The 23467-nt window shown below is 60.9% G+C and carries 29 protein-coding genes; 19 read left to right on the top strand and 10 right to left on the bottom strand.

Annotated features, from left to right (window positions below):
• A partial coding sequence (locus B8746_RS08020; RefSeq protein ID WP_084393181.1) for a hypothetical protein occupies positions 1-544 on the bottom strand: 544 nt, incomplete at its 3' end.
• A gap of 145 nt (positions 545-689) precedes the next feature.
• Here B8746_RS08020 and B8746_RS08025 point away from each other — a divergent pair.
• On the top strand, positions 690-1157 hold the full coding sequence (locus B8746_RS08025) for a GNAT family N-acetyltransferase (protein WP_084393378.1): 468 nt from the start codon (positions 690-692) through the stop codon (positions 1155-1157).
• Positions 1158-1288: 131 nt separating this feature from the next.
• Here B8746_RS08025 and B8746_RS08030 read toward each other — a convergent pair whose 3' ends face one another.
• Positions 1289-1669 (bottom strand): hypothetical protein, encoded by a 381-nt coding sequence (locus tag B8746_RS08030; RefSeq protein WP_084393182.1) that lies wholly within the window; start codon positions 1667-1669, stop codon positions 1289-1291.
• A 90-nt stretch (positions 1670-1759) separates the two neighbouring features.
• On the opposite strand from B8746_RS08030, the gene B8746_RS08035 reads away from it, so the two are divergent.
• Entirely contained in the window at positions 1760-2980 is a 1221-nt protein-coding gene (locus B8746_RS08035) for a DUF4365 domain-containing protein (RefSeq protein WP_084393183.1), read from the top strand.
• Between the two features lie 38 nt (positions 2981-3018).
• Here B8746_RS08035 and B8746_RS08040 read toward each other — a convergent pair whose 3' ends face one another.
• Together B8746_RS08040 and B8746_RS08045 are read right to left on the bottom strand one after the other, a co-directional pair.
• Positions 3019-3441: a lipocalin family protein gene (locus B8746_RS08040; protein WP_084393379.1), complete on the bottom strand. Its 423-nt coding sequence runs from the start codon at positions 3439-3441 to the stop codon at positions 3019-3021.
• A 37-nt stretch (positions 3442-3478) separates the two neighbouring features.
• A complete protein-coding gene (locus B8746_RS08045) occupies positions 3479-4975 on the bottom strand; it encodes a PAS domain-containing protein (RefSeq protein ID WP_084393184.1) in 1497 nt (498 codons plus the stop codon).
• A gap of 282 nt (positions 4976-5257) precedes the next feature.
• Between B8746_RS08045 and B8746_RS08050 the strand changes: the two genes are divergently transcribed.
• Genes B8746_RS08050 through B8746_RS08065 form a run of 4 tightly spaced genes read left to right on the top strand, consistent with a single transcriptional unit; the run spans position 5258 to position 7589 of the window.
• Positions 5258-5611 carry an ArsR/SmtB family transcription factor gene (locus B8746_RS08050; protein ID WP_084393185.1) on the top strand — a complete coding sequence of 118 codons (354 nt, stop codon included), beginning with the start codon at positions 5258-5260 and terminating at the stop codon, positions 5609-5611.
• A gap of 20 nt (positions 5612-5631) precedes the next feature.
• Entirely contained in the window at positions 5632-6123 is a 492-nt protein-coding gene (locus tag B8746_RS08055) for an ArsI/CadI family heavy metal resistance metalloenzyme (protein WP_084393186.1), read from the top strand.
• Between the two features lie 21 nt (positions 6124-6144).
• The gene (gene arsB, locus B8746_RS08060) at positions 6145-7173 is read left to right on the top strand and encodes an ACR3 family arsenite efflux transporter (protein ID WP_084393187.1); all 1029 of its coding nucleotides are present in this window, start codon (positions 6145-6147) and stop codon (positions 7171-7173) included.
• Complete coding sequence (locus tag B8746_RS08065; protein WP_084393188.1) at positions 7170-7589, top strand: arsenate reductase family protein; 420 nt, start codon at positions 7170-7172, stop codon at positions 7587-7589. Before arsB ends, B8746_RS08065 begins: the two co-directional genes overlap by 4 nt.
• A 217-nt stretch (positions 7590-7806) precedes the next feature.
• On the opposite strand, the gene B8746_RS08070 is transcribed toward B8746_RS08065, so the two are convergent.
• Positions 7807-8214 (bottom strand): hypothetical protein, encoded by a 408-nt coding sequence (locus tag B8746_RS08070; RefSeq protein WP_084393189.1) that lies wholly within the window; start codon positions 8212-8214, stop codon positions 7807-7809.
• A 605-nt stretch (positions 8215-8819) separates the two neighbouring features.
• On the opposite strand from B8746_RS08070, the gene B8746_RS08075 reads away from it, so the two are divergent.
• Positions 8820-10016 carry a reverse transcriptase domain-containing protein gene (locus tag B8746_RS08075; protein ID WP_084393190.1) on the top strand — a complete coding sequence of 399 codons (1197 nt, stop codon included), beginning with the start codon at positions 8820-8822 and terminating at the stop codon, positions 10014-10016.
• Positions 10017-10085: 69 nt separating this feature from the next.
• Here the strand turns inward: B8746_RS08075 and B8746_RS08080 are convergent, their stop codons facing one another.
• The 3 genes from B8746_RS08080 to B8746_RS08090 form a co-directional block, all read right to left on the bottom strand.
• The gene (locus B8746_RS08080; protein WP_084393191.1) at positions 10086-10628 is read right to left on the bottom strand and encodes a lipocalin family protein; all 543 of its coding nucleotides are present in this window, start codon (positions 10626-10628) and stop codon (positions 10086-10088) included.
• A 162-nt stretch (positions 10629-10790) separates the two neighbouring features.
• Positions 10791-12719, bottom strand: coding sequence for a PhoX family protein (locus B8746_RS08085; RefSeq protein WP_084393192.1), 1929 nt, complete (start codon positions 12717-12719; stop codon positions 10791-10793).
• A 186-nt stretch (positions 12720-12905) separates the two neighbouring features.
• Entirely contained in the window at positions 12906-13268 is a 363-nt protein-coding gene (locus tag B8746_RS08090; RefSeq protein WP_084393193.1) for a winged helix-turn-helix transcriptional regulator, read from the bottom strand.
• 127 nt (positions 13269-13395) lie between these two features.
• On the opposite strand from B8746_RS08090, the gene B8746_RS08095 reads away from it, so the two are divergent.
• The 4 genes from B8746_RS08095 to B8746_RS08110 are packed head-to-tail and all read left to right on the top strand — an operon-like array spanning position 13396 to position 15032.
• Positions 13396-13986: a glutathione binding-like protein gene (locus B8746_RS08095; RefSeq protein ID WP_084393194.1), complete on the top strand. Its 591-nt coding sequence runs from the start codon at positions 13396-13398 to the stop codon at positions 13984-13986.
• Positions 13983-14354, top strand: coding sequence for a nuclear transport factor 2 family protein (locus B8746_RS08100; protein WP_084393195.1), 372 nt, complete (start codon positions 13983-13985; stop codon positions 14352-14354). Before B8746_RS08095 ends, B8746_RS08100 begins: the two co-directional genes overlap by 4 nt.
• 13 nt (positions 14355-14367) lie before the next feature.
• Entirely contained in the window at positions 14368-14592 is a 225-nt protein-coding gene (locus B8746_RS08105; RefSeq protein ID WP_084393196.1) for a tautomerase family protein, read from the top strand.
• Positions 14589-15032: a DMT family transporter gene (locus tag B8746_RS08110; RefSeq protein WP_233124083.1), complete on the top strand. Its 444-nt coding sequence runs from the start codon at positions 14589-14591 to the stop codon at positions 15030-15032. Before B8746_RS08105 ends, B8746_RS08110 begins: the two co-directional genes overlap by 4 nt.
• A gap of 158 nt (positions 15033-15190) precedes the next feature.
• On the opposite strand, the gene B8746_RS08115 is transcribed toward B8746_RS08110, so the two are convergent.
• Positions 15191-16234: a hypothetical protein gene (locus tag B8746_RS08115; protein WP_084393198.1), complete on the bottom strand. Its 1044-nt coding sequence runs from the start codon at positions 16232-16234 to the stop codon at positions 15191-15193.
• Between the two features lie 115 nt (positions 16235-16349).
• Between B8746_RS08115 and argB the strand changes: the two genes are divergently transcribed.
• From argB to B8746_RS08130, 3 genes are read left to right on the top strand one after another with little or no spacing between them, the layout of a single operon-like run.
• A complete protein-coding gene (gene argB / locus B8746_RS08120; protein WP_084393199.1) occupies positions 16350-17249 on the top strand; it encodes an acetylglutamate kinase in 900 nt (299 codons plus the stop codon).
• On the top strand, positions 17239-18273 hold the full coding sequence (locus tag B8746_RS08125) for a DUF1036 domain-containing protein (protein ID WP_233124085.1): 1035 nt from the start codon (positions 17239-17241) through the stop codon (positions 18271-18273). Before argB ends, B8746_RS08125 begins: the two co-directional genes overlap by 11 nt.
• Positions 18270-19007 carry a pyrimidine 5'-nucleotidase gene (locus tag B8746_RS08130; RefSeq protein WP_233124088.1) on the top strand — a complete coding sequence of 246 codons (738 nt, stop codon included), beginning with the start codon at positions 18270-18272 and terminating at the stop codon, positions 19005-19007. Before B8746_RS08125 ends, B8746_RS08130 begins: the two co-directional genes overlap by 4 nt.
• On the opposite strand, the gene B8746_RS17110 is transcribed toward B8746_RS08130, so the two are convergent.
• Complete coding sequence (locus tag B8746_RS17110) at positions 18982-19143, bottom strand: hypothetical protein (protein ID WP_158084568.1); 162 nt, start codon at positions 19141-19143, stop codon at positions 18982-18984. The two genes, B8746_RS08130 and B8746_RS17110, sit on opposite strands and share 26 nt — an antisense overlap.
• A gap of 99 nt (positions 19144-19242) precedes the next feature.
• On the opposite strand from B8746_RS17110, the gene B8746_RS08135 reads away from it, so the two are divergent.
• The 5 genes from B8746_RS08135 to B8746_RS08155 all read left to right on the top strand — a co-directional run bounded on the left by B8746_RS08135 (position 19243) and on the right by B8746_RS08155 (position 23465).
• On the top strand, positions 19243-20016 hold the full coding sequence (locus B8746_RS08135) for a hypothetical protein (protein WP_084393201.1): 774 nt from the start codon (positions 19243-19245) through the stop codon (positions 20014-20016).
• Positions 20017-20038: 22 nt separating this feature from the next.
• Positions 20039-21436: an Hsp70 family protein gene (locus B8746_RS08140; RefSeq protein WP_143434556.1), complete on the top strand. Its 1398-nt coding sequence runs from the start codon at positions 20039-20041 to the stop codon at positions 21434-21436.
• An 89-nt stretch (positions 21437-21525) separates the two neighbouring features.
• Positions 21526-22038 carry a hypothetical protein gene (locus B8746_RS08145; RefSeq protein WP_084393203.1) on the top strand — a complete coding sequence of 171 codons (513 nt, stop codon included), beginning with the start codon at positions 21526-21528 and terminating at the stop codon, positions 22036-22038.
• A gap of 83 nt (positions 22039-22121) precedes the next feature.
• Positions 22122-22949: a 2,3,4,5-tetrahydropyridine-2,6-dicarboxylate N-succinyltransferase gene (gene dapD / locus B8746_RS08150; RefSeq protein WP_084393381.1), complete on the top strand. Its 828-nt coding sequence runs from the start codon at positions 22122-22124 to the stop codon at positions 22947-22949.
• Between the two features lie 72 nt (positions 22950-23021).
• Entirely contained in the window at positions 23022-23465 is a 444-nt protein-coding gene (locus B8746_RS08155; protein WP_143434557.1) for a hypothetical protein, read from the top strand.
• Positions 23466-23467: the final 2 nt, after the last annotated feature.

The following is a 23467-nucleotide window of genomic DNA, read 5'->3' on the forward strand; positions in this document are numbered from 1 at the left end:
CGCGTCGGCCCTGCCAGTTCCCGCGTCCGCCATCACCACGATTGGCATGGTGCTGGCCATCATCGCCCCGGCGTCCGTGGTCGCGGTCACGCCGGTCATCGTCCCGCCTCCGATGGCGATCACCGCGGTCGCCGTCGCGCCGATGGTCACGATAGCCGGCATGCCGGTCGCCGCGATGGTGACGGTGACGATTGCGCAACTCGAGATAGCGGTTGCGGTTGTGGCGATAATAGGAGCCTGAATAGCCGGTCACATAGGTTGGCGAGTAGGTGAAGAAGATCCCCGTCCGGTCGTAATAGCCGGTATTGCCGTAATAGTAGCCATCCCCGCCATAATAATAGTCGGCGCCGTAATAGCTGTCGCCATGATAGTAGGGGTCGCCGGAATAGTAGCCGTCGGAATAGTAGCCATCCGAGTAGTAGCCACCCGAGGTGTAGTAGCTGTCATAGCCATAGGTCGTGCAGCCGCTTGCCAGCAGCGCTGCGCCAATCAGGCCGGCACCGGCGCACCAGCGAACAAGCCTTGGTTTGCGCGCTTGGGTCATGGGCGGCCTCCGTGTGGGATTTCCTGTCATGAAACAAGGGTTAACAAAGCCCGTCTGACTGCCAGATGAACGAGGATTGAATAAACGCAGTGCGCCCCATTCATGGCTTGCCAGACGCCGGGCTCTCGACGAAAATCGCCCGGACATGCCCCTTAGCATCCAGACTGCAGACCTCGACCGGAAGGATTTTCGCGAGCTGATTGCCGCGCACAAGGCGCTGATGCTGGAGACCTCGCCGCCGGAAAGCTCGCATGCGCTGCTGATCGACGGGCTGAAGAGGCCAGAAATGACGGTCTGGGAGATGCGGGACGGTGACAAGCTGGTCGGCTGCGGGGCGCTGAAGGTGCTGTCGGACGGGCGGTCGGGCGAGATCAAGTCGATGCATACGGTGGCGCAGTTTCGCGGGGCCGGGCTGGGCCAGGCGATGCTGAAGCACATCATGACAGAGGCGCGGAGCCGGTATTATTCGCGGCTGATGCTGGAAACCGGCGCACAGCCCGCCTTCGCGCCGGCCCGGCGGCTCTATGAGCGCCACGGCTTCGACTATTGCGGCCCATTCGAAGGCTATGTGAGGGACCCGCATTCCGTGTTCATGATGCGGGCTCTGGACTAGGACGGCGATGATGGCTGCGCCAGCGGCCGCAGGCTCCGGGGGAGCGCGGCGAGCTCAGCTGAATAATGGTCATCTGCGCCCTCCTCCTTCGACATAGCTCAGAATGAGGGCCTATGCGGGAGGGCTGAGGTTCAGGGTGGCAGGAGGCTGTGCGAGGCGACCGGACATGGTGTGAGAACCGTCCAGAACCCGTCCAGATGCCGTGCAATGTCCGGCGCACCGGAAAAGAGTGCCGCAAGCGCGCCAAGATCAGGCGGGGCGAGGCGCGTCCAGGGGGTGCGGTCGAATTCTGGTGACAGGCTGGCGCGCGCGGCGCGCTCGGCCGCGGTCTCTCCGCAATATTTGATGTAGATGACACCATTGGGCTTCAGCGACCAGACAAGGCCGTCACAGCCATCCGCCCACGCCTCAGCCAGCGTAAGCCGCAGGCAGGCAAGATAGAACCACAGCACCGGCCAGTATTGCACCGGCACAAGCTGGTGGCATTTGCAGATGGTCGGCCAGTCGAGCATGCGAGGGAGTATGCAACGGGCTCGGGGGGAGGGGGATAGATTGAAAATTTGCCTATCATCAGTTGAGGTTTTTGTCTGTAAGATGATCTTATGAACGAGACTCAATCTAATATTCCCTCTGGCATACTTTCTGACATTGGCGTGGCGCTGGCTCGATTTAAGACGGGAAAGATCGGGCTTATATTTAGAGAGAAGCCAACGCAGGATCACGGCATCGACGCAGAAATAGAAATTGTTAAGGACGGGCGTCCAACAGGCCGACTAATATCGGTACAGATAAAGTGTGGGGATAGCTATTTCCGTGAACGTGAAGAGGCACACTTCATTTTCCGGTTCAGTGCCCAGCATCATCGCTATTGGAGCGAACACTCATTGCCGGTCATCGGTATAATAGTCGATCCGTGGGAAGAGCAATGTTTCTGGACGCTACTGACAGGCAATAATGCAATTGCCGCCGGAGAAAGTTTCAAAGTCCGAGTGCCGTTTTCTCAGAGGATCGATGCCAGCAGCGTTGCAAAATTTGCAGACATCGCAACGCCAATTTTTTCGAAGACGGCCTATCAACTGTTCGATGAGGAAGACTTCAGCACGGGCGCAGTCCGGCGAGTAGCTTACTATGTTTCGTTAGTCATCAGCGAGCGCCCATGGACGAAAACGGAGGTAAGGCAACTGATATATCAGCTGACGAGCGAAGCGCGCGCGAGTCAGTACTATCGAAATGAACAATCTAGAAAAACTCATTCAAAGTCGGAAGCTGGGATTGTAACTGTTTTTATTTATCCAACTGAGGAACATCGTAACTTTATTGGCTATTTGGCCAAAGCTACTTGGGTTGATCCAAAGCTCGACGAAAAAGACAAGTTAAGCGCCATTGGAGAAGACGACGGTGAAGGCTTGATCATTGAGTGGAATGAAAATTTCGACCAACTCGCTTCGCTTGTCCAAGACCTCCGCGCAACGAAAGCGGAGTACGTCGATTTTGTCAGATCTCGGATGTTCAAGTTGAAACATGTTCTCATCAAACATTCAGACGCGGCCAGAGACGACGATAGTTTTGAGGCTCAATCGCTAATAGATGATGCCAAGTTCGCTCTTGGATTATGGGCTGATCGACCGGTGGCTCCCACCCAGTGCAGGAGGTTGGATGACCGGCTTGAGGAATGCTTGGCGCTTTTGGAGAATTCTGTGATCTTTGCCAATCGATTAGCGAGTTCGGAAAATCGAGGTCAGCGGCGAGAGGCGGAGAAGCAGATCATAGAAGCGCACACCAAGTTGGGTCACGCAGAATATGAACTGAGCCTGATTGAATAGATTCACATATAGCTTTCGACGATCGTGCAAATAGTGATTCACCCCGCAAACAAAAGCGGCTCTGTCTCGTACCCCAATTCTTCAGCGCGCAGTTTGATCTTTTCGAGAAGCGCGTCGCCGGGGGTTTTGTTGCGGGCGAGGATCCAGAGGTATTTGCCGTCGGGGGAGCCGACGAGGGCGGCGCTATAGTCCGGTTCGAGGTGCAGGATCCAGTAGTCGCCGGAGGCGAACGGGACCCATTCGGGCGCGAATTTCACTTTGAGCTTTGAATTGTTGGTGCCTTCGACCGGGGTCGCGACGCCTTTGGCGCGCTTTGTCTTGCCCGTATCTTCGAGGGTGCAGGTATTGATCACGGCGAGCTTGCCATATTTCCTGAGAGGGAAAATCTGACATTGAGACTCGATGATCCCGACGGGCGGGACCGGCCTGAGCGTCAGGCCCGTGCGCAGCGGTTGCAGCATGCGCGCGACTGGAGCCCGCGGCACCAGCCGGCGTCTGTCAGTCTTTCCCTTTCAGCAGGGGAACAGACAGCTTGCAGGCATAGTGAGGCGTTTCGACGATCTCGATCGTGCCCTTCCGCTTCAGTTCAACCAGCTGCCTGATCAGTCGGCTGCCGAAACCGCCGCCGGTAGTGTCGCTGCATGGCGGAGACGTATCGTGCCACTCAATTTCCAGCACCTGACCCTCGGCGTGCCTTACGACGGACCAGGACAGCCGCACTTCGCCCTCAAGCGATTTCAGCGCGCCATACTTGGCCGAATTGGTCGCCAGTTCGTGCCAGATCATGCTGAGATCAAAGGCCAGTTCGCCTTCGACGACGATATCCCGTCCGGACACCTGGATAGCGTCCCCGAACGGGCTCAGCGTCTCTGAGGCCAGCGTGTGCAGACTGATCTTGGACCAGCCGCTTTTTGCGAGCGCCATTGACGAGCGCGCCATGCTGCCCAACCGGGCTGAGTAATTCTGTTTCACCGCTTCGATGTCGGAGGTGAACCTCAGGGACTGACGAAAGATGGAATCGGCCACCTGCAACAGGTTTCCCGACCGGTGAGACATTTCCCGCATCAGGATGAGCTGGTCACGCCTGGCGCAATGCTGGCGCCAGCGGGCCGAAATCAGGTGAGCAACCGACTGGAGGAAATCGGCATCCATACGCGTGAACTGGAGCAGCCCCTGCGCGTGCACGCCGAGGACTCCGAATGGCCGGGATTCCTCACCGGGAATGACTACGCTCAGCCCGCTGCGCACCTTGTGCTGGCGCAGCAATAAGGGGCCGGAGAACCGCTCTTCGGTTTCCAGATCAGCGACAATCACCGGCCGATTGACCATGAGCGTGTAGCCCGCCTGGGAATCGCGATCCACGCCAACCTGGGCCTTTCCGACCAGGCCGGGGTTCCAGCCAACTCCGGCCTTCAGGTTCAGATGGTCGCCTTCGTCGGCAAATTGCAGCACTTTGGCCAGCGGGCAGTTGAGCACATCCGACAATGTCTCAGTCAGAGTCTGAAGAAAATCGTCGAACTCGCCATCGCCGAGTGCAAGCGCGCCCAGCCGGGCCAGGGCGTCATGCTGGTTCAGCCCCTTTGTCAGCTCGGTGATGTCGCGCGAAATGATGAGATAGCCGGTCAGGTCTCCGCTGGCAGAGCGTATCGATGTCAGGACTTCATCCCAGACACTGAACTTGCCGGATGGCTGAATGTACGTTCCTGTAAACCGGGCGGCCCCCGTCCGGGCCGCCTCCTCTGCAGCGGCGCGGGCATTCTTGGCGTCCGTTCCGGACCAGAATTCGAAATAGGATTTTCCGACCGCGTCAGCTGGATCGCAAATTTCAAGAGCGGTGCATCCGCATTGGTTGATCCGCATCAGCCGGCCATCGCGGTCGATCAGCTTCACACAATCAAGACTATGGTCGAAGAGGCTGCTATAAGCGTTCGGTCCCTCAGCCGGAGCCGAGGCGCCGGGCTTCAGGGGCACCGCTCTGGCGTGATCATGGGGCATGCTGCGCTCCTCGATGAATTTTCATGCGCCTTAGTAGCACGTCGCGCGCAGTGTCGGTAGCGAATTCGGGAGAAGCGACAATCGCGCAACCCCTGGCCACATTGCGCCCGCCGGGGGCTGGCCGGTCAGATTGCGGCTCGGGTGCGTACAGCGACGCTCATGGATGAAGACGCTCATGGATGAAGGCGTCGCAGAACCGCCCATGAGGCCCGGATGACGCGGCAAATTCCGCCTTGCGCTCGTAGTCTTGACTCGTTTCCACAATTCCACGATATTGGAAATATGGAAACGAAAACCGCGATTGAAGCCTTGTCGGCGCTGGCGCAGGAGCGGCGGCTGGAGGTGTTCCGGCTGCTGGTCAGGGCGGGGCGGTCCGGCATGGCTGCCGGGGCGATTGCCGATGCGCTGGGCGTGCCGGCCAATACGCTGTCGGCGCAGCTGAACATCCTCTCGCAGGCCGGTCTGATCGAAGGTATGCGCGAGGGCCGGTCCATCATCTATTCGGTGCGCTTCGATGCCGTCAGTGAACTTGTCGTCTGGCTGATGGAGGATTGCTGCGCGGGCGAGCGCGCCGTGGCCGGGCCAGTCGAGATGGCTGCGAGCCGCTGCTGCGCCCCTGAAACCCCCATTTGCTGAGACAAGAAACGGAGCCTCCCATGAAACGCCTTCACGTCCATATCGCCGTCGATGACCTTGCCGAGGCGACGCGCTTCTATTCCACGCTGTTTGCCGCCGAACCGGTGGTGACCAAGCCGGACTATGCCAAATGGATGCTGGATGATCCGCGCGTGAACCTTGCCATCAGCCAGCGCGGCGCGCCGGCAGGGGTGGAGCATCTTGGCATCCAGGTCGAGACGGCTGAGGAGCTGACGGAGGTGTATGGTCAGCTGTCGAAGGCGGATGCACCGGTGCTGGAGGAGGGCGAGACGGTGTGCTGCTATGCGTCGTCGGAGAAAAGCTGGGTGACCGACCCGGCGGGGGTCTCCTGGGAGGTGTTCCTCACGCATGGCGAGGCGGCGACCTATGGCGGCGGGGCCGAGGCGGAAGGCGGGCGGCTTGCCCTGACGCCGACCGGCATGCCGCAGGCGGCGTGCTGTGTGCCGTCTGAACCGGCCGAGCCAGCCAAGCCGTCCGGCGGCTGCTGCTAGGGCTCGAGCGGGGCTGAATTCATGGGTGTTTTTGAACGCTATCTTTCGGCGTGGGTCGCGCTTGCGATCATCGCCGGCATCGGGCTTGGCCAGGTGGTGCCGGGCGTCTTCGGCGCGTTGGCGGGGCTCGAATACGCCAATGTGAACTTTGCTGTCGCGGTGCTGATCTGGGCGATGGTCTGGCCGATGATGATCGGCGTGGACTTTGCCAGCCTGCGGCGCGTCGGCGAGAAGCCGAAGGGGCTCTTCATCACGCTTATTGTGAACTGGCTGATCAAGCCGTTCAGCATGGCGGCGCTGGGCGTGCTGTTCTTCCGTTATGTGTTTGCCGGACTGATCCCGCCCGAGGATGCCGAAGGGTATCTGGCGGGGCTGATCCTGCTTGGCGCGGCGCCGTGTACGGCCATGGTCTTCATCTGGTCGCAGCTGACCAGGGGAGACCCGAACTATACGCTGGTACAGGTCAGCGTGAATGATGCGATCATGGTCTTCGCCTTCGCGCCCATCGTGGCGCTGCTGCTGGGCATCACCGACCTCGCCGTGCCTTGGGAGACACTGCTCCTGTCGGTCGGGCTCTATGTCGTGGTGCCGCTGGTCGCCGGGATCGCGGCGCGCAGCCTGCTGATGGCGAGGGGCGGACAGGCTGGCGTCGACGGGTTCATTGGCGCGGTGAAGCCGGCCTCGGTGATCGGCCTGCTTCTGACCGTGGTGCTGCTGTTCGGCTTTCAGGGCGATGTCATCCTGAAGCGGCCGCTGGTCATCGCGCTGATTGCCGTGCCGATCCTGATCCAGTCCTATGCGATCTTCGCGGTCGCCTATGGCGCGGCCTGGGCGCTGAAAGTGCCGCATGCGATTGCGGCGCCCTGCGCCCTGATCGGAACGTCGAACTTCTTCGAGCTTGCCGTGGCGGTGGCGATCAGCCTGTTCGGGCTGACCTCCGGCGCGGCGCTCGCAACCGTGGTCGGCGTGCTTGTCGAGGTGCCGGTAATGCTGTCGCTGGTGGCGGTTGCGAACCGGACGCGGGGGCGCTTTCCGGAGAGTGGGGCATGATCGTCATTCATCACAATCCGGAGTGTGGGACGTCACGGAATGTCCTGCGGCTCATCGAGGCGAGCGGGGAGGCGCACAGCGTCATCGCGTATCTGGAAACTGGCTGGACGCGGGCGCAGCTGCTCGGCCTGTTTGCGGCGGCGGGGCTATCGGTGCGCGCCGCGCTGCGGGAGACAAAATCGCCAGCAGCGGAGCTTGGCCTGCTCGAAGACGGGGTGGGCGATGAAGCCCTGCTGGAGGCGATGCTGGCGTACCCTGTGCTCGTGAACCGGCCCATCGTCTGTTCGGCGAAAGGTGTGAAGCTCTGCCGGCCGAGCCGGACGGTGCTGGGCCTGCTCGACCAGCGGCCCGCCAGCAAGGTCGTCGGGGAGGATGGCGAGGTGCTGTTCGATCCAGCCAGCCTGTCTCGCGCCTGATCCGCAGAGATGAGCGGCCCGGCCTGAACCGCCAGCGCTTCGGCGCGCAGCCCGGGCGGCCGCGGACTCCCTTGGTGGAGCGCGGCGGCGTGTCATTTTTGGAGTAAGCGATCACTCACTTAGAGTAGGGCAGGGCTGGGCGTGGCAGGTAGGAGGCGGGGGTGCAGGGACCTGAAGGGCCTGAAAGGGCTCAAGAACCCCAAGCGTCTCAACCGCCTCAGGGGGGCGGACCGGGCGCGAGGGGCGAGGCGGTTGGGGGCGGCCAGAAAGAGGCCGAAAGCCGCTCGATAACAGGCCGGAAGCAGGCCGGTTGCGGGCCGATGCCCGGTTCACCGGAAAAGAGCGCTGAAAGCGGGCCGAGATCCGGCGGGGCGAGGCGCGTCCAGGGCGCGCGGTCAAACTCCGGCGACAGGCTGGCGCGCGCGGCGCGCTCGGCCGCGGTCTCTCCGCAATATTTGATGTAGATGACGCCATTGGGCTTCAGGGACCAGACAAGGCCATCACAGCCATCCGCCCACGCCTCATCAAGCGTGAGCCGCAGACAGGCCAGATAGAACCACAGCACCGGCCAGTATCGGACCGGCACGATCTGGTGGCATTTGCAGATGGTCTGCCAGTCGATCATGCGAGGGAGTATGCAACGGGCGCGCGGGGAGGGGGATGAAAATTGAGCAGGAATGAAACAAGAACATTGACGGCTTTCCGGTTCTGTATCATTCTACCTTTGCGAACGAATTGGGTTCTCACCGAATCTGAGAGTTGGCGACCTGCAAGTCCTTCGGCCGCACAGCCCAGGCGCAATTCCGTGACATTCGACGATGTCGTTTGTTGGATCAGCGATCTTGGGTTGTTGAAGTGGAGGATTGTGGGTCACTTGGCCCGATGTACAGCAATAGGGATGAAGGCCATGTACCAATTTTCAGAACGGCGAGCCGCCCAAGGTAGGGCGCGGGCAAAAGATTGTTCATGTTTTGTTCTTTGTTTGCGAGGGGCATTGCGCTGGGCTTTCAATCGCTCTAAAATTGAGATTGCCGGAGGCGTTAAAGTAAGCATCGCTCGCGATTGGGTTCTCACCGAATCTGAGAGGTGGCAAACTGCAAGTCCTTCGGCCGCACAGCCCAGGCGCAAGTCCGTGACATTCGACGATGTCGTTTGTTGGATCAGCGATCTTGGGTTGTTGAGGCCTCACCTTACCTTGGCGCTGTACGCAATTCCCGCTGACCGGTAAGCATGAACGCGCTCCATCAACTTTATTCAAAGAAGAATTTGGCCAACGCGTGGGATGAACACAAAAGTTCCTTCTCCAGAAGTACATTGGCAGGCGTGGATGGTGTCTCTCGAGCTGACTTTGCAAATTCCATCGGTCAGCAAATCGAGGATATTTCGGATAGAATTCGATATGGCGCTTATAGCTTCCAAAAGCTGCGCCCGATTGCGATCCCAAAAAGCGACGGCAATATCCGACTGATCAACGTTCCTACAATTCGCGACCGGTTCGTCCAAAAAGTTTTGGTGCGCTTCTTGGCAGAAAAGTATGGAAAACAATGGCAGACGCCGAGAAGTTTTAGCTCCTTGCAAGGTACAGGAGATGGGGTTCAAAGCTCGCTGAAAGTGATCAAGCGCGCCATTAACAAGAGTGACTTTGTAGTGCGCGCAGATCTATCGAAGTATTTCGATACAATCGATCGGTCAGCCATGAACGCTGTAATCAAGAAGCGGGTTCGATTCAGATCGTTACATCCACTCATGTTCGCCGCTGTTAGGTGCGAAACAGCCCAACGTTCAATTGACGAGAAGGCGATTTTCCAAAAGGCAGGGCTCAGCAAAGGCACGGGCATTCGTCAGGGAATGCCGTTGTCTCCGATGTTCGCATTTTTGTTTCTGATGGACTTAGATACGAAAGTCGTTGGTGGATTTCATCGTTATGTGGACGACATGTTGTTCTTCGGTCCGAAGAAGACTGAAGTCCTCAAGAGCTTTGATAGTTACAGGGAAGCGGTCGTTGCGAGAGGCTTAACGGTCCACGAAATGGGGCAACCGCCGGAAAAGCCAAAAACATTGCTTGTCGGACCACATGAGAACTTTGAGTTTTTAGGAGTTCAGCTGGTTCGTTCAACAGACGGCCCAATAGTTTTCCGCATTCCCGCTTCGTCAAAAGTCAGGATTGAAAGATCGGTCATAGAGTCCTGTAACTTCGATTTCGACAATCGGCGCAATCAGAAGAACTGGATTCTTATCTCGGCGAACAAGGCAAACAATCTCATCCGGAACTATCGCGGAGCATACGGCTTCTGTGAGGATTGGGATACATTCAACACTACACTGAGGCAGCTTCAACTAAATATGTGTCGCCGGATAGTTTCTGAAATGTCTAAAATCGAAAAGCAGGGTGGCGCCGAAATTCTAATGCGGGCCTTTGGTTGCTGAGAAAATCTCCGCAGTGCGCCCTCGTCCTTCGACTTCGCTCAGGATGAGGGCGTCAAGGATCGAAGCTAGTCACCCCGCAAACATTAGCGGGTCGGTCTCGTACCCCAACTCCTCGGCGCGCAGTTTGATCTTTTCGATGAGGGCTTCGCCGGGGTTCTTCTCGCGGGCGAGGATCCAGAGGTATTTGCCGTCGGGGGAGCCGACGAGGGCGGCTGAATAATCTGGTTCGAGGTGGAGGATCCAGTAATCGCCGGAGGCGAACGGGACCCATTCCGGGGCGAACTTCACTTTGAGTTTTGAATTGTTCGAACCCTCGACCGGGGTCGCGACGCCTTCGGCGCGGTTCGTCTCGCCTGTGTCTTCGAGGGTGCAGCTATTGATAACGGAGACCTTGCCATCCTCCCGGATCGAGTATTCGGCGGTGGTGTTGGTGCAGCCTTCCTCGAAACGGTTCGGATAGCGCGCAATCTCATGCCAGAGGCCGGTATATTTCTCGAGATCGACACTGGCGACCGTGGGCGGCGGGGCGGTTTCTGCGCGGTAATCCGGCTGGCTGGAACAGGCAGACAGGGCGGCGGCCGTTGCGGCGGCGAGCGTGAAGGCGCGGATCATCGGGGGCTCCATGGCGGGGATTGGGGCAGAGGCAGGGGTCTAATGCATGGAAGGCGATATGGTCTTCACGGCGCGGCCGGCAAATGACGGGCAGAAAAAAGGCGGCGCTCTTCTGAACGCCGCCTTTCGCGAAGTGGCCGGGGGGGAGGGCCTGAAGGGCGATCAGGAACCGACCACACCGTTATCCTTGCGCGTGATGATGAGGGTCGCATCGCGCGGGATCGTTGTGCCGTTGAAGGGCGCGGGGAAGCTGGTCAGGGCCGGATTGCCATCGCCCGGATGCTGGACGTTGACGAAAGCGGTCCTGTAGTCCGGCGTGTGGGCCCAGCCGGTCAGCTCGTCATTGCGCACACCGACGAGGAGGCGGCGCGGCTTCGGGTCATCCTCGCTGGTGTCGAGCACGACGACCTGGTCCTGCAGGCCGTCAGGCTGTCCGCCATCGGTGCCGATGAAGAGACGGCCTTCCGGGTCGACAAAGGCGGCGTCGGGATCGGTGAAGACGCCGGGCGTGCCGCGGGTCGAAGAAGCGAGGAGGAAGATCTCCCAGGTGAAGCTGTCACCGAGGAAGTCATCTGTATCCTTCGTCCGGATGATGTGCCCGTCGCTGTTCGGGGCTTGCGGGTTTGCAGCATTTGGCGCGGTGCGCCCGGAATTGTTGGTCAGCGTCCAGAAGACCGAGCCGTCGCGGGCGACCGTGGTCCATTCCGGGCGGTCCATCGGCGTAGCGCCGACAATGTCTGCGGCAAGGCGTGTGTTGACCAGCAGCTCCGCCTGGCTCGCAAAGTGTCCGGCAAGGGCCGGATTGTCGATCGAGAGCTCAAGCCACTCGCCGGTGAAGTCGCTATTGAAGCGGGCGACATAGAGTGTGCCGTGGTCGAGCGGGCTTTCGCCGTCTGCGATGGCCTGTTTCCAGGATTTGTCGGAGACGTATCTGTAGCAATAATCGTCCGCCTGGTCGTCGCCCATATAAGCGGCGATACGGCCATTGCGGCACTCGCCAATGGCGATGGCTTCATGCTTGAAGCGGCCGAGGGCGGTGCGTTTCACCGGCATCTGCGTGGCATCGTAGGGGTCGATCTCGACGATCCAGCCGAAGCGGTTGCACTCATTGGCATAGTCTTCGTCGCCAAGGTCGAAACGCTTGTCGAAGCTGTGCCAGTCATAGCCGAAGCCGCCCGCTGCAAAGCCGTAGCGGGCCTGCGAGGCGCTGGGGGACCAGGCCGGATTATTGGTGCCGAAATAGCCGTTGAAGTTTTCTTCGCAGGTGAGGTAAGTGCCCCAGGGCGTCGCGCCGGACCCGCAATTGTTGATCGTGCCGAGCGGGATGTTGCCGGCCGGATTGTCGAGATATTCGGAGCCTGCGACCGGGCCGGAGAAGGCCATCGGCGTGTTGGCGGTGATGCGGCGGGTATTCGGGCTGGCGACAACTTCCCAGGAGCGGTAGCGCTTCTCGATGGCGATGACGGAAACGCCCATGACGTTCTGCATCAGGCGGACATCGGTGAGGGAGGTCGGGGACGGCTTGCCGAGCACGTGCTGGTTGCCGCCATACTCATGGTTCACGGCGAGCATGCCCTTATGGCACGAGCTGCCCTTGCCATATTTGTGATGGGCCGAGCGCTCCGGAAAGAAATGCATGCCGTCATGGCCGATACCGACCTGGAGGGCGGCTTCTTCCGGGGTCGGGCGGGTCGAAGGGTCGCCGGCATATTCGGCGACAACGCCCGGCTCAATGGGCGTGCCCCACGGGATGAAGGCCTGGTATTCATAGTCGCTGGAAATGGTCGGCATGGACTGGTCGGCCGTGGCCTGCGCGATGGTGACGTCTTCAAAGTCGATCAGCTTGTCGCGGCGGCCATGGCCCTTGCCGCGGCGATCATCATCATCCTTCCTGCCCTTGTGGGCATGCGCCATGGACGGCGCGAGGAAGCCTGCTGCGGCGCCGAGAAGGCCGCCGCGAAGCACATGGCGGCGTGACGATGACACGGCGGACAACACGTCTGAGAACCGGCGGTTGCCGGACGGGTTGGAGCCGTAATTCTCGCTATCGTCGAATGCGGCACCAGGTTTCTGAATGGTCGAATCTGCCATAGGTCGCTCCCCTGTTAGGCGAGGGGCGACTAGCATTTCCGTGTGACGGATCATTGACGGGACACAAAGATGAACGAATTGAAATTATGTAACAATTTCAACGCACTTCTGTGTCGGATTCGTGTATATTCTGGGCCGGAAGTATTCGTGGGTGGGCGCCGGGCGGGATGGTCTGGCGCTGGTCTCTCACGGCGTGCTGGCAAGCCCCTGGCGTTGCTTCAGTTTGTGGCCAACTTCGACGATCGCCTCCAGCGCCGGGATGAGCTCTCGGCCGAGATCTGTCAGGCTGTATTCGACAGAGGGCGGCGAGGTGGGCATGACATTGCGGATGAGGACGCCGCGCGCCTCAAGCTCCTGCAGCCGGGTGGAGAGGACCTTGGCCGAGACAGGCGGGACGTCGGCGCGCAGTTCGCTGAACCGACGGGCACCTGCCCGCAGGCTCCAGATGACGTTCGGCGCCCACGCCCCTGAAATCACGGCCATGCACTGGGTAAGGGAGCACGGGCCGGGCAGGGGGGCACCTTTGTTCTTGCGCATGGGAAGGGGCATGTCGTGAAACCTGGTTTCTCCGGGGTAACCCGTTTCCGTTGGTTACCATTAGAAACCAGGTTGTCAATGGAAACTGCTGCCGCCATGTCTTCGGTCCCTTACACCTGACCAGGAAGGACCCCTCCCCATGAAGCTCTATTACATGCCGGGCGCATGCTCGATGTCGTCGCACATCATTCTCAACGAAATCGGCGCGGACGCGGCGCTGGAGAAGGCCGATACCAAGAATGGCGTGACGGCCAGCGGCGAGGATTACAGCAAGATCAATCCGCGCGGCTATGTGCCGGCGCTGAAGCTCGATAGTGGCGATGTGCTGACCGAAAATATCGCCATCCTGACCTATCTCGGCGAAGGCCATGAGACCTTGCTGCCATCCTCCGGTCTTGCCCGCGCGCGGGTCATCGAGATGCTGTCCTTCCTCGGCAGTGAGCTGCACAAGGCGTTCGGGCCATTCTTTCGTGGTTCAGCCGGTGATGCGGACAAGGAGACGCTGAACACCAAGCTGTCGCAGCTTGAAGCCTGGCTGGGCGACAGGGCCTATCTCACGGGCGTGGATTTCACCGTGGCCGACGCCTATGCCTTCGTGATCCTCAACTGGACCGGCTTTATCAAGCAGCCGCTCGATGCCTGGCCGAAGCTGATGGCGTATCATGCGAAAATCGGTGCGCGGCCATCGGTCATCAAGGCGCTGCGGGCCGAGGGGCTTGTGCCGGCATGAGCGCTCTCGCCGACATCGAACAGGTCCTGCAGGACTATTTCGACGGGCTTTATCATTGCGATACTGACCGGCTTGCGCGGGTGTTTCACCCACGCGCCATCTACGCCACGGCGGATGATGGCGAAGCGCTGCTCCACCGTACGATGGAAGAGTATTTCCCGGTCGTGGACGCGCGGGAATCGCCCGCGAGTCGCAATGAAACCCGGCGGGACAGTATTGATGCCATCGATCTTGCCGGAGCCAATACGGCCCATGCGCGGGTGCGCTGCTCCATCGGGGCGCGTGACTTCACCGACTTCCTGAGCCTCGTGCGCACAGATGGGCGCTGGCAGATCATCTCCAAGGTCTTCGAGATCAGACCGAACTGAACAGGAGGGGCCGATGCCCTATGTGAATATCAAGGTGACGCGCGAAGGCGTCACGGCCGAACAGAAGGCCGAGCTCATCAAGGGCGTCACGGACCTGCTCGTGCGTGTGCTGAACAAGAACCCTCAGACGACACACATCGTGATTGATGAGGTGGAGCTGGAGAATTGGGGCTTTGGCGGACTTCCGACGACCGTGCACCGCGCCAATGCGGCGCGAGACGAAGCGACCGGCAGGTGAGCAATACGCTTGCGCTATCAGCGGCGATGTTGCTGGCCGGCTTTGGCATCCCGCTCATGGCTGCGGCGAATGCATCGCTTGGTGCCGCGGTCGGCCCGGCCCAGTCGGCCATCTTGCTGTTTGGGGCGGCGCTGATCGTCTCGCTCGCCATTGCGGCTGGATGGGGTGGGGTTTCGCCCGATCTCGTCACGCACCCGAAAGCCTGGCTCGGCGTCGCGGGGCTGGTGGTCGTCTTCTACATCCTATCGATCACGGTCGCGGCACCGCGCATTGGCGTCGGGACGGCAGTGATGCTGGTGCTGATCGGGCAGCTTGTCTCCGCCGCTCTGGTTGATCATTTCGGATGGTTCGGCGCCATCGAGGTGAAAATCTCAGCGATGCGCCTCGCTGGACTGGCGCTTATGGCGGTGGGGTTCGTGCTGGCAAGGCGGCCTGGCTGACGGCGCGGCAAGGTTTCAGGCGGCAAAGCAGCTGGCGATGGCAAGGGCGGGGAAGGCGAAGGTTTTTCTGCTTATCCTGCGCGACGGGCGCAGTGCGCCGTTCGTCAATGTGCACAACTCAGGATGAGGATGTGTTGTACAGCCTGGAAAAGGGGCGACTAGTCGATGTCTTGAAGGCCTGGCAGTGCAAGCGTCTTGGCAGGGTGTTTCGCCGGGCGGGAGCGGATGTCGGTAAAGGCGGGCCTTGAGTTTCGTGGGCGAGTGGCGTTCAGCTTGCCTGCGGAGACGCTAAGTATGAAGCAGTCCTCGCCAGCAATCCGAGTAACGCACAGACGCCGCCCACGCATAGTCCAGACACCATCCCCAGCCTTGAATGAACGCTCATTGCCATCCGGTTCCGGCCAGACCGTGGTCGTGAGGAGGGAGCCGTCCTCCTTGAGCTCGATTTCCTCCCAGGAGGGCGGAGAGGCGTCGGGGGCGTTGAGATAGATGGTGCTGCCTTTGAGGATGTTCAGGAAAACCGCGTCCGGTGCAGGCTTCTGGGCAGCGACGGTCTCAGAGGGAAGCGGAGGCGGCGAAGACGGTGCTGTGTCTTCTTCGCTTTCAGTGGTGCCGAGGCCTGGCCGTGCCGGGGCAGCGGTCACTTGGGAGACCGGTTTCAGTCGCCATATCTTGCCCTTCGAGGAATCGAATTGCTGCATGGCATAAAGCGCTGCCAAGGCCGCATTTGCGCCATCCTTCGGCTTGCATGTGTCGCCGTGGCGGTCAAAGCCAAGCTCGTCGCGCTGGGCCATTGTGAGCATGTCGCATGCCAGCTCCCGGACTTCGATCATCTTGTCGTCCGGATGGAAGATCAGCCAGTGGAGCGTGATCTCCGCACCATAGTGAACCATGAGATGACCCAGGTCACGGAACTTGAATATTATTGCAGCGTCACCCTTTGCCCCGGTGGTGACTGGGGTGCCGGATGCGTCAGACCTGTGGATGTTGTAGATCGCGATCCTGGCGTCGAGGTCCTGTTCGATAAGGTAATATTCGCCCGCAGCTTCGCGGTAGAGGCCCGAGGGGAAGGGGGCGACAGGTGCACCATAGGCAAATTGCAGAAAGCCGAGCACCTGCTGGGAGCGCTTCGGCTCAATTTCGAAACAGCCCGTCAGCAGGAGGGCCGCAGGCAGCAGTAGTGATTTAATCCAGCTTTTCATCGATCCCCCCCTTCCAATGGCGGCATATTGGTCAGACCAGGCGGGGACATCAAGCCGATGGGTCGAAATTGGCCTGGCTTCCCCCGCTTCGCAAAACCCGCTACACGCCGTCCCCATGAGTGATACGACCCCCATTCCCGGCCAGTTTACGGCGGCAACGCTTTCCGAGGCGCTGCCTTATATCCAGCGCTATGACAACAAGACCGTGGTCATCAAATATGGTGGCCATGCGATGGTGGACGAGGCGCTGTCGCAAGCGTTTGCCCGCGATGTCGTGCTGTTGAAGCATATGGGGGTGAACCCGGTTGTGGTGCATGGCGGCGGGCCGCAGATTGCGAGCCTCCTGGGGCGGCTCGGTATTCAGTCGGAGTTTCGCGATGGACTTCGCGTGACCGATGATGCGACCATGGAAGTGGTCGAGATGGTGCTGTCCGGCCCGATCAACAAATCCATCGTCCGCGCCATCAACAAGGCGGGCGGCAAGGCGGTCGGGCTGTCGGGCTCGGACGCTGATTTGATGCGTGTGAAGCGCGCGACGCGGACGACGAAAGACCCTGACAGCCATGTCGAACAGGTGATCGATCTTGGGTTTGTCGGTGAACCGGAAGCGGTCGATGTGTCAGTGCTGAACCTGCTCACCGACTATGATCACGACTTCATCCCGGTCATCGCGCCGGTCGGCTTCGATGGCGAGGGCAAGCGCTACAATGTCAATGCGGACACGGCGGCGGGCGCAATTGCCGAAGCGCTGGGGGCGAGCCGCCTGCTGCTGCTGACCGATGTTGTGGGCGTGAAGGACAAGGCCGGCGAATTGCTGCGTGAAATCAAGGCCGATGACATCCCGGCGCTGATCGCTGACGGGACAGTTTCAGGTGGAATGATACCGAAGCTTGAAACAGCTGCCGGAGCGGTCAAGAATGGCGTCGGAGGGGCTGTCATTCTGGACGGCCGGGCAAAGCATGCCCTGCTCATGGAGCTGTTTACCGAACATGGCGCAGGTACGATTGTTCTCTAGATCCATTTTTGCAGGACTGGGGCTCTGGCTGCTGGCCGGGCTGACCGGACTGGGCAGTGGACCCGCCGAGGCGCAGGCGCGCCAGCAAGGCTGGACGCTGTGCAACCGGACCTCCTATGTGATCGAGGCGGCGGTCGCCCGTTATGAGGGCCAGGGCGTTGTCGTGGATGGCTGGAAACGGCTGAGGCCGGGCGCGTGCGAACTGGCGCTGGCCGGCGAGCTGAAGCCCGGAGTGCACTATCTTTTCGGGCGCTCATCGACGGCGCATCGCGGCGGACGCAAGATCTGGGGCGGGGACTTCCCGCTCTGTGTGGACTCGTCTGGCAGTTTCTCTGTCGAGAGCCCTCAGGACTGTTCGGCCATGGGGCTTGAGCCGCGCGACTTCAGGCCTGTGCTGGTTGAGAACAAGTCGAGCTGGCGCACAAGTTTTACCGAGACCGAAGACTTCAGCGCGGCTGAGTCTGCGGCGGCTGGCGTGCAGCGCCTGCTCGCCGATGCGGGCGTCTTCAATGGCAATATTGACGGCAATATCGGGCGCAAGACCCGCACCGCTATTGGCGAATTCCTGTCGCAGAACAATCTGCCGGCGGAAACCTCGGACGATGACCTGATCGACGTGCTGGAGCAGATCGCGCAGGAGCGGGGCCGCAATATCGGCATGACCCTGTGTAATCGCACGCGCAACCGCATCTGGTCCGCGATTGCGCGCCGTCGCGGCGAGGGCTGGGAAAGCCGCGGCTGGTGGATGCTGGAATCGGGAGGCTGCGCGCGTGTCATCGATGAGCCGCTGCTGACGGCGGAGCATTTCGTTTTTGCCGAGATGGAAGAGGACGGGAAGCTGCGGACGCTGAAGAATGCGGCCGATCCGTTCTGCGTGGCGCGGGTGCGGTTCGCGATCCTCGGGCGCAAGGATTGCGAGGCGTCAGCCTACCGCACGGGGCTGTTCAAGGCGACGCCGCCGGCGGAAAACCGCCGCCTGATGTACGAATTCTTCGAACGAGACTTTGCCGAGGCCGATTCTTGACCCTTCCTGCCCTCGAAATGAGCCGCATTGAAGGCCGCGATACCTGGGTCTTCGATCTCGATAATACGCTGTATCCGGCAGAGTGTGACCTGTTTGCCCAGATCGACCAGCGCATGACCGATTTTGTCGCGCGCTTCCTCGGCATGGACCGGGCCGAAGCGCGGGCGCTCCAGAAGCAGTATTATGCCGAGCATGGCACCACGCTGAAGGGCTTGATGACCATGCATGGCATGGACCCTGCCGAGTTCCTGGCGCATGTGCATGAGATCGACCTGTCACCCATCCCGCCGCTGCCGAGCCTCTGCGACGCGATTGCGGCGCTGCCGGGCCGCAAGATTGTCTACACCAATGGGTCTCGCGGGCATGCCGAACGGGTGACGAAACATATGGAGCTTCACCACCATTTCCACGGCATGTTCGGCATTGAGGATGCGGGCTTTCACCCCAAACCGTCACAGGCGGCCTATGACGCCTTCTGCGATGCGCATGAGATCGACCCGGGCCGGGCGGTCTTCTTTGAGGACCTTGAGCGCAACCTGAAGCCGGCGCATGAGATGGGGTTTGCGACAGTCCTCGTGCGGTCGGGCAAGGACTGGAGCCATGAACCGGTCGAGGCAAGGCCCGCCGGGCTGAATGACGCGGCCCATCCGCATGTGGACTATCTCACCGATGACCTGACGGGGTTCATCCGACAGGTTCTTGCGTTTCTCAGCCCGCTGCCTGCCGAGGAATGATGTCGTAGGCAATGGGTTTGTAGTTGAAGTTGTTGGATTGGCCCGCTGCGGTATCGGGCTCCAGCGTGTCGGTGAACCGGCGGATCGCTTCATGGAGTGGCGGGTCGTAAGTGGTGCGGCCCCTTGCCACCGACATCACCGTCTTGCTGCTGGCCTGCGAATCCGCAGAATGTACTCGCTTTGGCCGGTGCGATGCGCCGCGCCAGACCCGGTATGAGCGAGCAAGGTATAGTCTGTGGCAGATCTGACACCCGTCGAACGAGGCGTTCTGGTCGCGCTGATGGCGGCTGGCGGACCCCTGAAGGAGGCGGCCGACCTCGGCGCGCGCTACGGGCTTCGCATGACGGCCTGGCATCGCGGGCGGCTGGGCAATCTTGGCCTGGTGAAGACGACAAAGTCCCCCTTCACGCATGAGCTGACGGTCAGGGGATGGGATTTTCTTGCCAGCGATTTTCCGATGGATGTGCCGCAGGCCGCGATGAAGCTCGGCGCGATGAATGCGTTGCTGGAAGGCGTCCGCGAGCGGGTCGGCGCAGATGGAGAGGCGCTGAAGGCGTTCTTTACCGGCAAGGCCAGCAAACCCGCCACAAAGCGCGATACGGCGCCGCCTGAGGACATTCCGGAATCGGCGGGACAGGACCTGATGGCCGAAGCGGCGTGGAGCGAGAGCGAGAAGCTGCTCGCCATGGCGCTTCAGTCCATGCCGGCCTTTGATGGCCGCTTCGGGGCGCTGGAGAAAGCGCTGGACGGGCAGAATGAGGCGGCGATGAAACAGGTCTCGCTGGCGGCGGAAAATGTGTTCCAGAATCTGCGCATGGCAGCGCGAAAGCGCGGGCTCGAAACCCTACACAAACGTAACGAGACCGTGGCCTTCGACCCGGTCTATTTCGAGGCGACAGATGACATGGATGACGGCGAGGACGCCATCGTCATGAAACAGCCCATAATCCGCGTGAGGGATGGCGAAGAGCTCGTCATCCTTCGGGGACTCGCGGCGCCATTGGATTAGGCAGGTAGAAGCAGAGGGACGCATGGCTGCAAGCTGGATCAAGAGACTATTGGCTGCGCGTGACGTGACGCGCATCGGGTGTATCGATTTCGGGACGGCCTATTCCAAGGTGTCCATCGTCGATTCCGAGCAGCTGGCAGATCTTGATGAGCAGTGCATCCACCCGCTGGCCATCGGCAAGGACCAGTCTCACAATCCATACCTGCTGCCGTCGCTGCTTTTCGTGGATGAGGCATCGGTGCGGTTCGGAAAGAAGGCCGAGACGTCGGCGCGGCGCAATGAACGGCGCGGGCGCGTGGCGTTTTCCTCGCCCAAGCAGTATCTCTCGACGCATGCGCTCGACGCGCTGGATGACAAATTGCCGGCAGAGATCGACCCGACCGGACAGTATACGGCCAAGCAGCTGATCACGCTGTTTCTGGCTTACCTTCTGCGCCGGGCCGAGCAGGCCGCGGGCGAGCAGAACCTGTCCTGGCCGCCTTTGTGCCGTATCACGCGTCCGGCCTGGAAGCGTGACCGGGCGCAATGGGGCGAACAGATGCTGCGTGAGCTGGTGCGCCATGCCTTCATCCTTGTCGACCGGCTGGGCGATGCGCTGATCTCCGAAGAGGGCGTGGAGCATGACGTCGTCATGGAGGCATTTGCCGCCATACCCGACACGTCGGACTTCCCGGACGAGAAGATTTTCGAGATTTCGGCGCAGGGTACCGCGACCGTGCCGGAAGCGACGGCTGTCGCTGCGGCGTCTATCCGCCCGACACGGCGGCGGGTGGTTGTGGTCGCCGATATTGGCGGCGGCACCTCAGACTTTGCCGCGTTTACCACCGGTGTGGCCGGGCGCAATGTGGTTGCCGAGATCGATGGCAGCGCGACGGTGCTGCGCGAGGCGGGCGACTATCTCGACATGCAGCTGCGCCGTATCCTGATGTACAAGGCGGGCCTCTTGCCGGACGATCCGGCGGCGCGTGGGGCGATGTCGATGATCCGGGCGCAACAGCGCGAGCTGAAGGAGTCGCTGTTTGCAGAGGGCCGGATCATGCCGGAAATGGGCGACCAGTTTGTCGAACTGACGCTGGATGAATTCCTCGCCGACCAGCATGTGCGTGGCTTTTCGCGGCGTCTGGCGGAGACCTTCTATCAGGCGGTTGCGCCGGCCGTGGACTGGGCGCGGAATATCGCGGCATCCGGAGGCGGCCAGCAGGTGGTCGAAATCCTGCCGACGGGCGGTGGCAGCACGCTTCCCATGGTCGCCGAGATGATCCGTGACATGCCGTATGAGTGGACATTCGAGGTGATGTCGCCGGAGCTGTTCCAGTCGCGCAATACGGACTTCAACACGGTTGCGCCGCAACTGGCCGTCTCGATTGGCGGGGCCGTGCTTGAGCTGCCAAGACAGGTGACGCCGGTCAGGGCAGCCTGAGTGCGCGGGCCGGAATAGCCGCCTGGCTGGTCGGGCGGGCCCATCTGGTCTAGGCTTCCAGCATGACGTGGCAATGAGTAGGGTGGACGGTGGATCTGTATGGGGACTTTCTTGAGCTCTATATAGAGATCATGCTCGGGGCCGTGGCGTTCATGACTGTGGTGGCTACGCTGCGCCAGACCCTCGGCAAGCCCATGCCGCCCTATCAGTATCTTGTCGTCCGGTTCCTGGTCGAAGTCGGCCTGTCTCATGTATTTCTTGCCATGGCGGCGCTCGGTCTCGCCTACAGCGCCCTGCCTGACAGTGTCGCGCTGAAATGGACCGTCTATGCCTTTGCCGGTTTCACCTCGCCTTACCTCTTGTTCTACATCTACCGCCGGACGCGGCGAAAGGCGCCGACGCCCTTCATCATCCTGCTGGTGATGTTGGGCTATATCTCCATGGTCATCACACTGCTCCTGTCCGCGCTCGGGCTGTACGTGACGCCGTCGATCGAGGTCATCGTGATCTACCTGCTCTGGGTGTTTCTCGCACATATCGTGATCTTCTTTGTCTTCCTTGGCACGTTCTTCCGAATGGCAGCAGCATCGAGTGCCGATTGATCTTCCTTTGCGGGGATGACCTCGCCAGACTTGTCGCCTATACGGGCGCGATATTCGAACCTCAGAACACCGGAGCGCGCCTCATGACCGCCAATCTCGAACCAATCATCAATCAGGCCTGGGACGACCGCGCCAGCGTGTCGACCGACACGAAGGGTGAGGTGCGCGACGCGGTCGAGGAAGCGCTGGCCATGCTCGATTCCGGCAAGGCGCGCGTGGCTGAAAAGGGCGCGGATGGCAACTGGATCGTGAACCAGTGGCTGAAGAAGGCCGTGCTGCTCTCCTTCCGCCTCAATGCCAACGGCCCGATCAAGGGCGGTCCAGACGGTTCGACCTGGTGGGACAAGGTGGCGAGCAAGTTCGATGGCTGGAGCGCGGATGATTTCGCGGCGTCAGGCCTGCGCGCCGTACCGAATGCGGTGGCGCGGCGCGGCTCGTTCATTGCGTCCGGTGTCGTGCTGATGCCGTCTTTCGTGAACATCGGCGCCTATGTCGATGAAGGCACCATGGTCGACACCTGGGCGACGGTCGGCTCCTGCGCGCAGATTGGCAAGAATGTGCACCTCTCAGGCGGCGCAGGCATTGGCGGCGTGCTGGAGCCGCTGCAGGCCAATCCGACCATCATCGAGGACAATTGCTTCATTGGCGCGCGGGCCGAAGTGGCCGAGGGCGTCATTGTGCGCGAAGGCTCGGTGCTCGCCATGGGGACCTTCCTCAGCCAGTCGACCAAGATTGTCTATCGCGAGACAGGTGAAGTGGTGATGGGCGAAGTGCCGGCCTATTCGGTGATTGTGCCCGGCTCCATGCCGGACCCGAAGGGCGGACCGAGCCTCTATTGCGCGGTGATCATCAAGACGGTGGATGAGCGCACGCGGTCTAAGACCGGCATCAACGAGCTGCTGCGGCCCTAGGCAGTTTCCGCCTGAGTTTGCATCTTCGCATTCGCGGCTTAGTCTCGTTCTTTCAATCCTAGGGAGGACGCGATGAGAACTGTTTCCGGAGTGGTGCTGCTGGCGGGGGTGCTCATGGCGGCCTGTTCGGCGGGGGAGCCGGCCAACGAAACGACGGGGCCGGATGCAAGCGTCGAAGCCCCGGCCGGCGAAGTATCAGCAGAGATAGCTGCCCCAGCCGAAACAGCCTCGACGGATGATCCGATCACCGCGCTGTGCGTGGACATGATGCCCAGCTACAGCGCCGAAGTGTGCGCCTGCGGGACGGAAGCTTTCCGGTCTTCGACCGAAGATGCCGACACCTATGCCGAGATGGCGAGCTATTACCTGAACGAGACTGATCCGGCACTGTCGCTGGTTGAGCGCTGGGACGAGGTGGTCGATGTGGTCCTCGCCGACACGCCGGGCAGCGCGCTGCAGGTGTCCAACGCCCTGGGCAAGACGCACCGGGCCGCCATCAATGACTGTGCAGGCTAGGT

Origin of the sequence: Henriciella pelagia (assembly GCF_002088945.1) — a bacterium.
Taxonomy (GTDB): domain Bacteria; phylum Pseudomonadota; class Alphaproteobacteria; order Caulobacterales; family Hyphomonadaceae; genus Henriciella; species Henriciella pelagia.

Excerpts from the sequence above, each read along its gene's own strand:
- B8746_RS08025 (WP_084393378.1), top strand. The coding sequence starts at position 690 with ATGCCCCTTAGCATCCAGACTGCAGACCTCGACCGGAAGGATTTTCGC.
- B8746_RS08090 (WP_084393193.1), bottom strand. The coding sequence starts at position 13,268 with ATGCCCCTTCCCATGCGCAAGAACAAAGGTGCCCCCCTGCCCGGCCCG.
- B8746_RS08140 (WP_143434556.1), top strand. The coding sequence starts at position 20,039 with ATGGCTGCAAGCTGGATCAAGAGACTATTGGCTGCGCGTGACGTGACG.
- argB (WP_084393199.1), top strand. The coding sequence starts at position 16,350 with ATGAGTGATACGACCCCCATTCCCGGCCAGTTTACGGCGGCAACGCTT.
- B8746_RS08030 (WP_084393182.1), bottom strand. The coding sequence starts at position 1,669 with ATGCTCGACTGGCCGACCATCTGCAAATGCCACCAGCTTGTGCCGGTG.
- B8746_RS08115 (WP_084393198.1), bottom strand. The coding sequence starts at position 16,234 with ATGAAAAGCTGGATTAAATCACTACTGCTGCCTGCGGCCCTCCTGCTG.
- B8746_RS08155 (WP_143434557.1), top strand. The coding sequence starts at position 23,022 with ATGAGAACTGTTTCCGGAGTGGTGCTGCTGGCGGGGGTGCTCATGGCG.
- B8746_RS08100 (WP_084393195.1), top strand. The coding sequence starts at position 13,983 with ATGAGCGCTCTCGCCGACATCGAACAGGTCCTGCAGGACTATTTCGAC.
- B8746_RS08055 (WP_084393186.1), top strand. The coding sequence starts at position 5,632 with ATGAAACGCCTTCACGTCCATATCGCCGTCGATGACCTTGCCGAGGCG.
- B8746_RS08080 (WP_084393191.1), bottom strand. The coding sequence starts at position 10,628 with ATGATCCGCGCCTTCACGCTCGCCGCCGCAACGGCCGCCGCCCTGTCT.
- B8746_RS08040 (WP_084393379.1), bottom strand. The coding sequence starts at position 3,441 with ATGCTGCAACCGCTGCGCACGGGCCTGACGCTCAGGCCGGTCCCGCCC.
- B8746_RS17110 (WP_158084568.1), bottom strand. The coding sequence starts at position 19,143 with ATGTCGGTGGCAAGGGGCCGCACCACTTACGACCCGCCACTCCATGAA.
- B8746_RS08045 (WP_084393184.1), bottom strand. The coding sequence starts at position 4,975 with ATGCCCCATGATCACGCCAGAGCGGTGCCCCTGAAGCCCGGCGCCTCG.
- B8746_RS08065 (WP_084393188.1), top strand. The coding sequence starts at position 7,170 with ATGATCGTCATTCATCACAATCCGGAGTGTGGGACGTCACGGAATGTC.
- B8746_RS08095 (WP_084393194.1), top strand. The coding sequence starts at position 13,396 with ATGAAGCTCTATTACATGCCGGGCGCATGCTCGATGTCGTCGCACATC.
- B8746_RS08085 (WP_084393192.1), bottom strand. The coding sequence starts at position 12,719 with ATGGCAGATTCGACCATTCAGAAACCTGGTGCCGCATTCGACGATAGC.
- arsB (WP_084393187.1), top strand. The coding sequence starts at position 6,145 with ATGGGTGTTTTTGAACGCTATCTTTCGGCGTGGGTCGCGCTTGCGATC.
- B8746_RS08070 (WP_084393189.1), bottom strand. The coding sequence starts at position 8,214 with ATGATCGACTGGCAGACCATCTGCAAATGCCACCAGATCGTGCCGGTC.
- dapD (WP_084393381.1), top strand. The coding sequence starts at position 22,122 with ATGACCGCCAATCTCGAACCAATCATCAATCAGGCCTGGGACGACCGC.
- B8746_RS08105 (WP_084393196.1), top strand. The coding sequence starts at position 14,368 with ATGCCCTATGTGAATATCAAGGTGACGCGCGAAGGCGTCACGGCCGAA.
- B8746_RS08035 (WP_084393183.1), top strand. The coding sequence starts at position 1,760 with ATGAACGAGACTCAATCTAATATTCCCTCTGGCATACTTTCTGACATT.
- B8746_RS08050 (WP_084393185.1), top strand. The coding sequence starts at position 5,258 with ATGGAAACGAAAACCGCGATTGAAGCCTTGTCGGCGCTGGCGCAGGAG.
- B8746_RS08075 (WP_084393190.1), top strand. The coding sequence starts at position 8,820 with ATGAACGCGCTCCATCAACTTTATTCAAAGAAGAATTTGGCCAACGCG.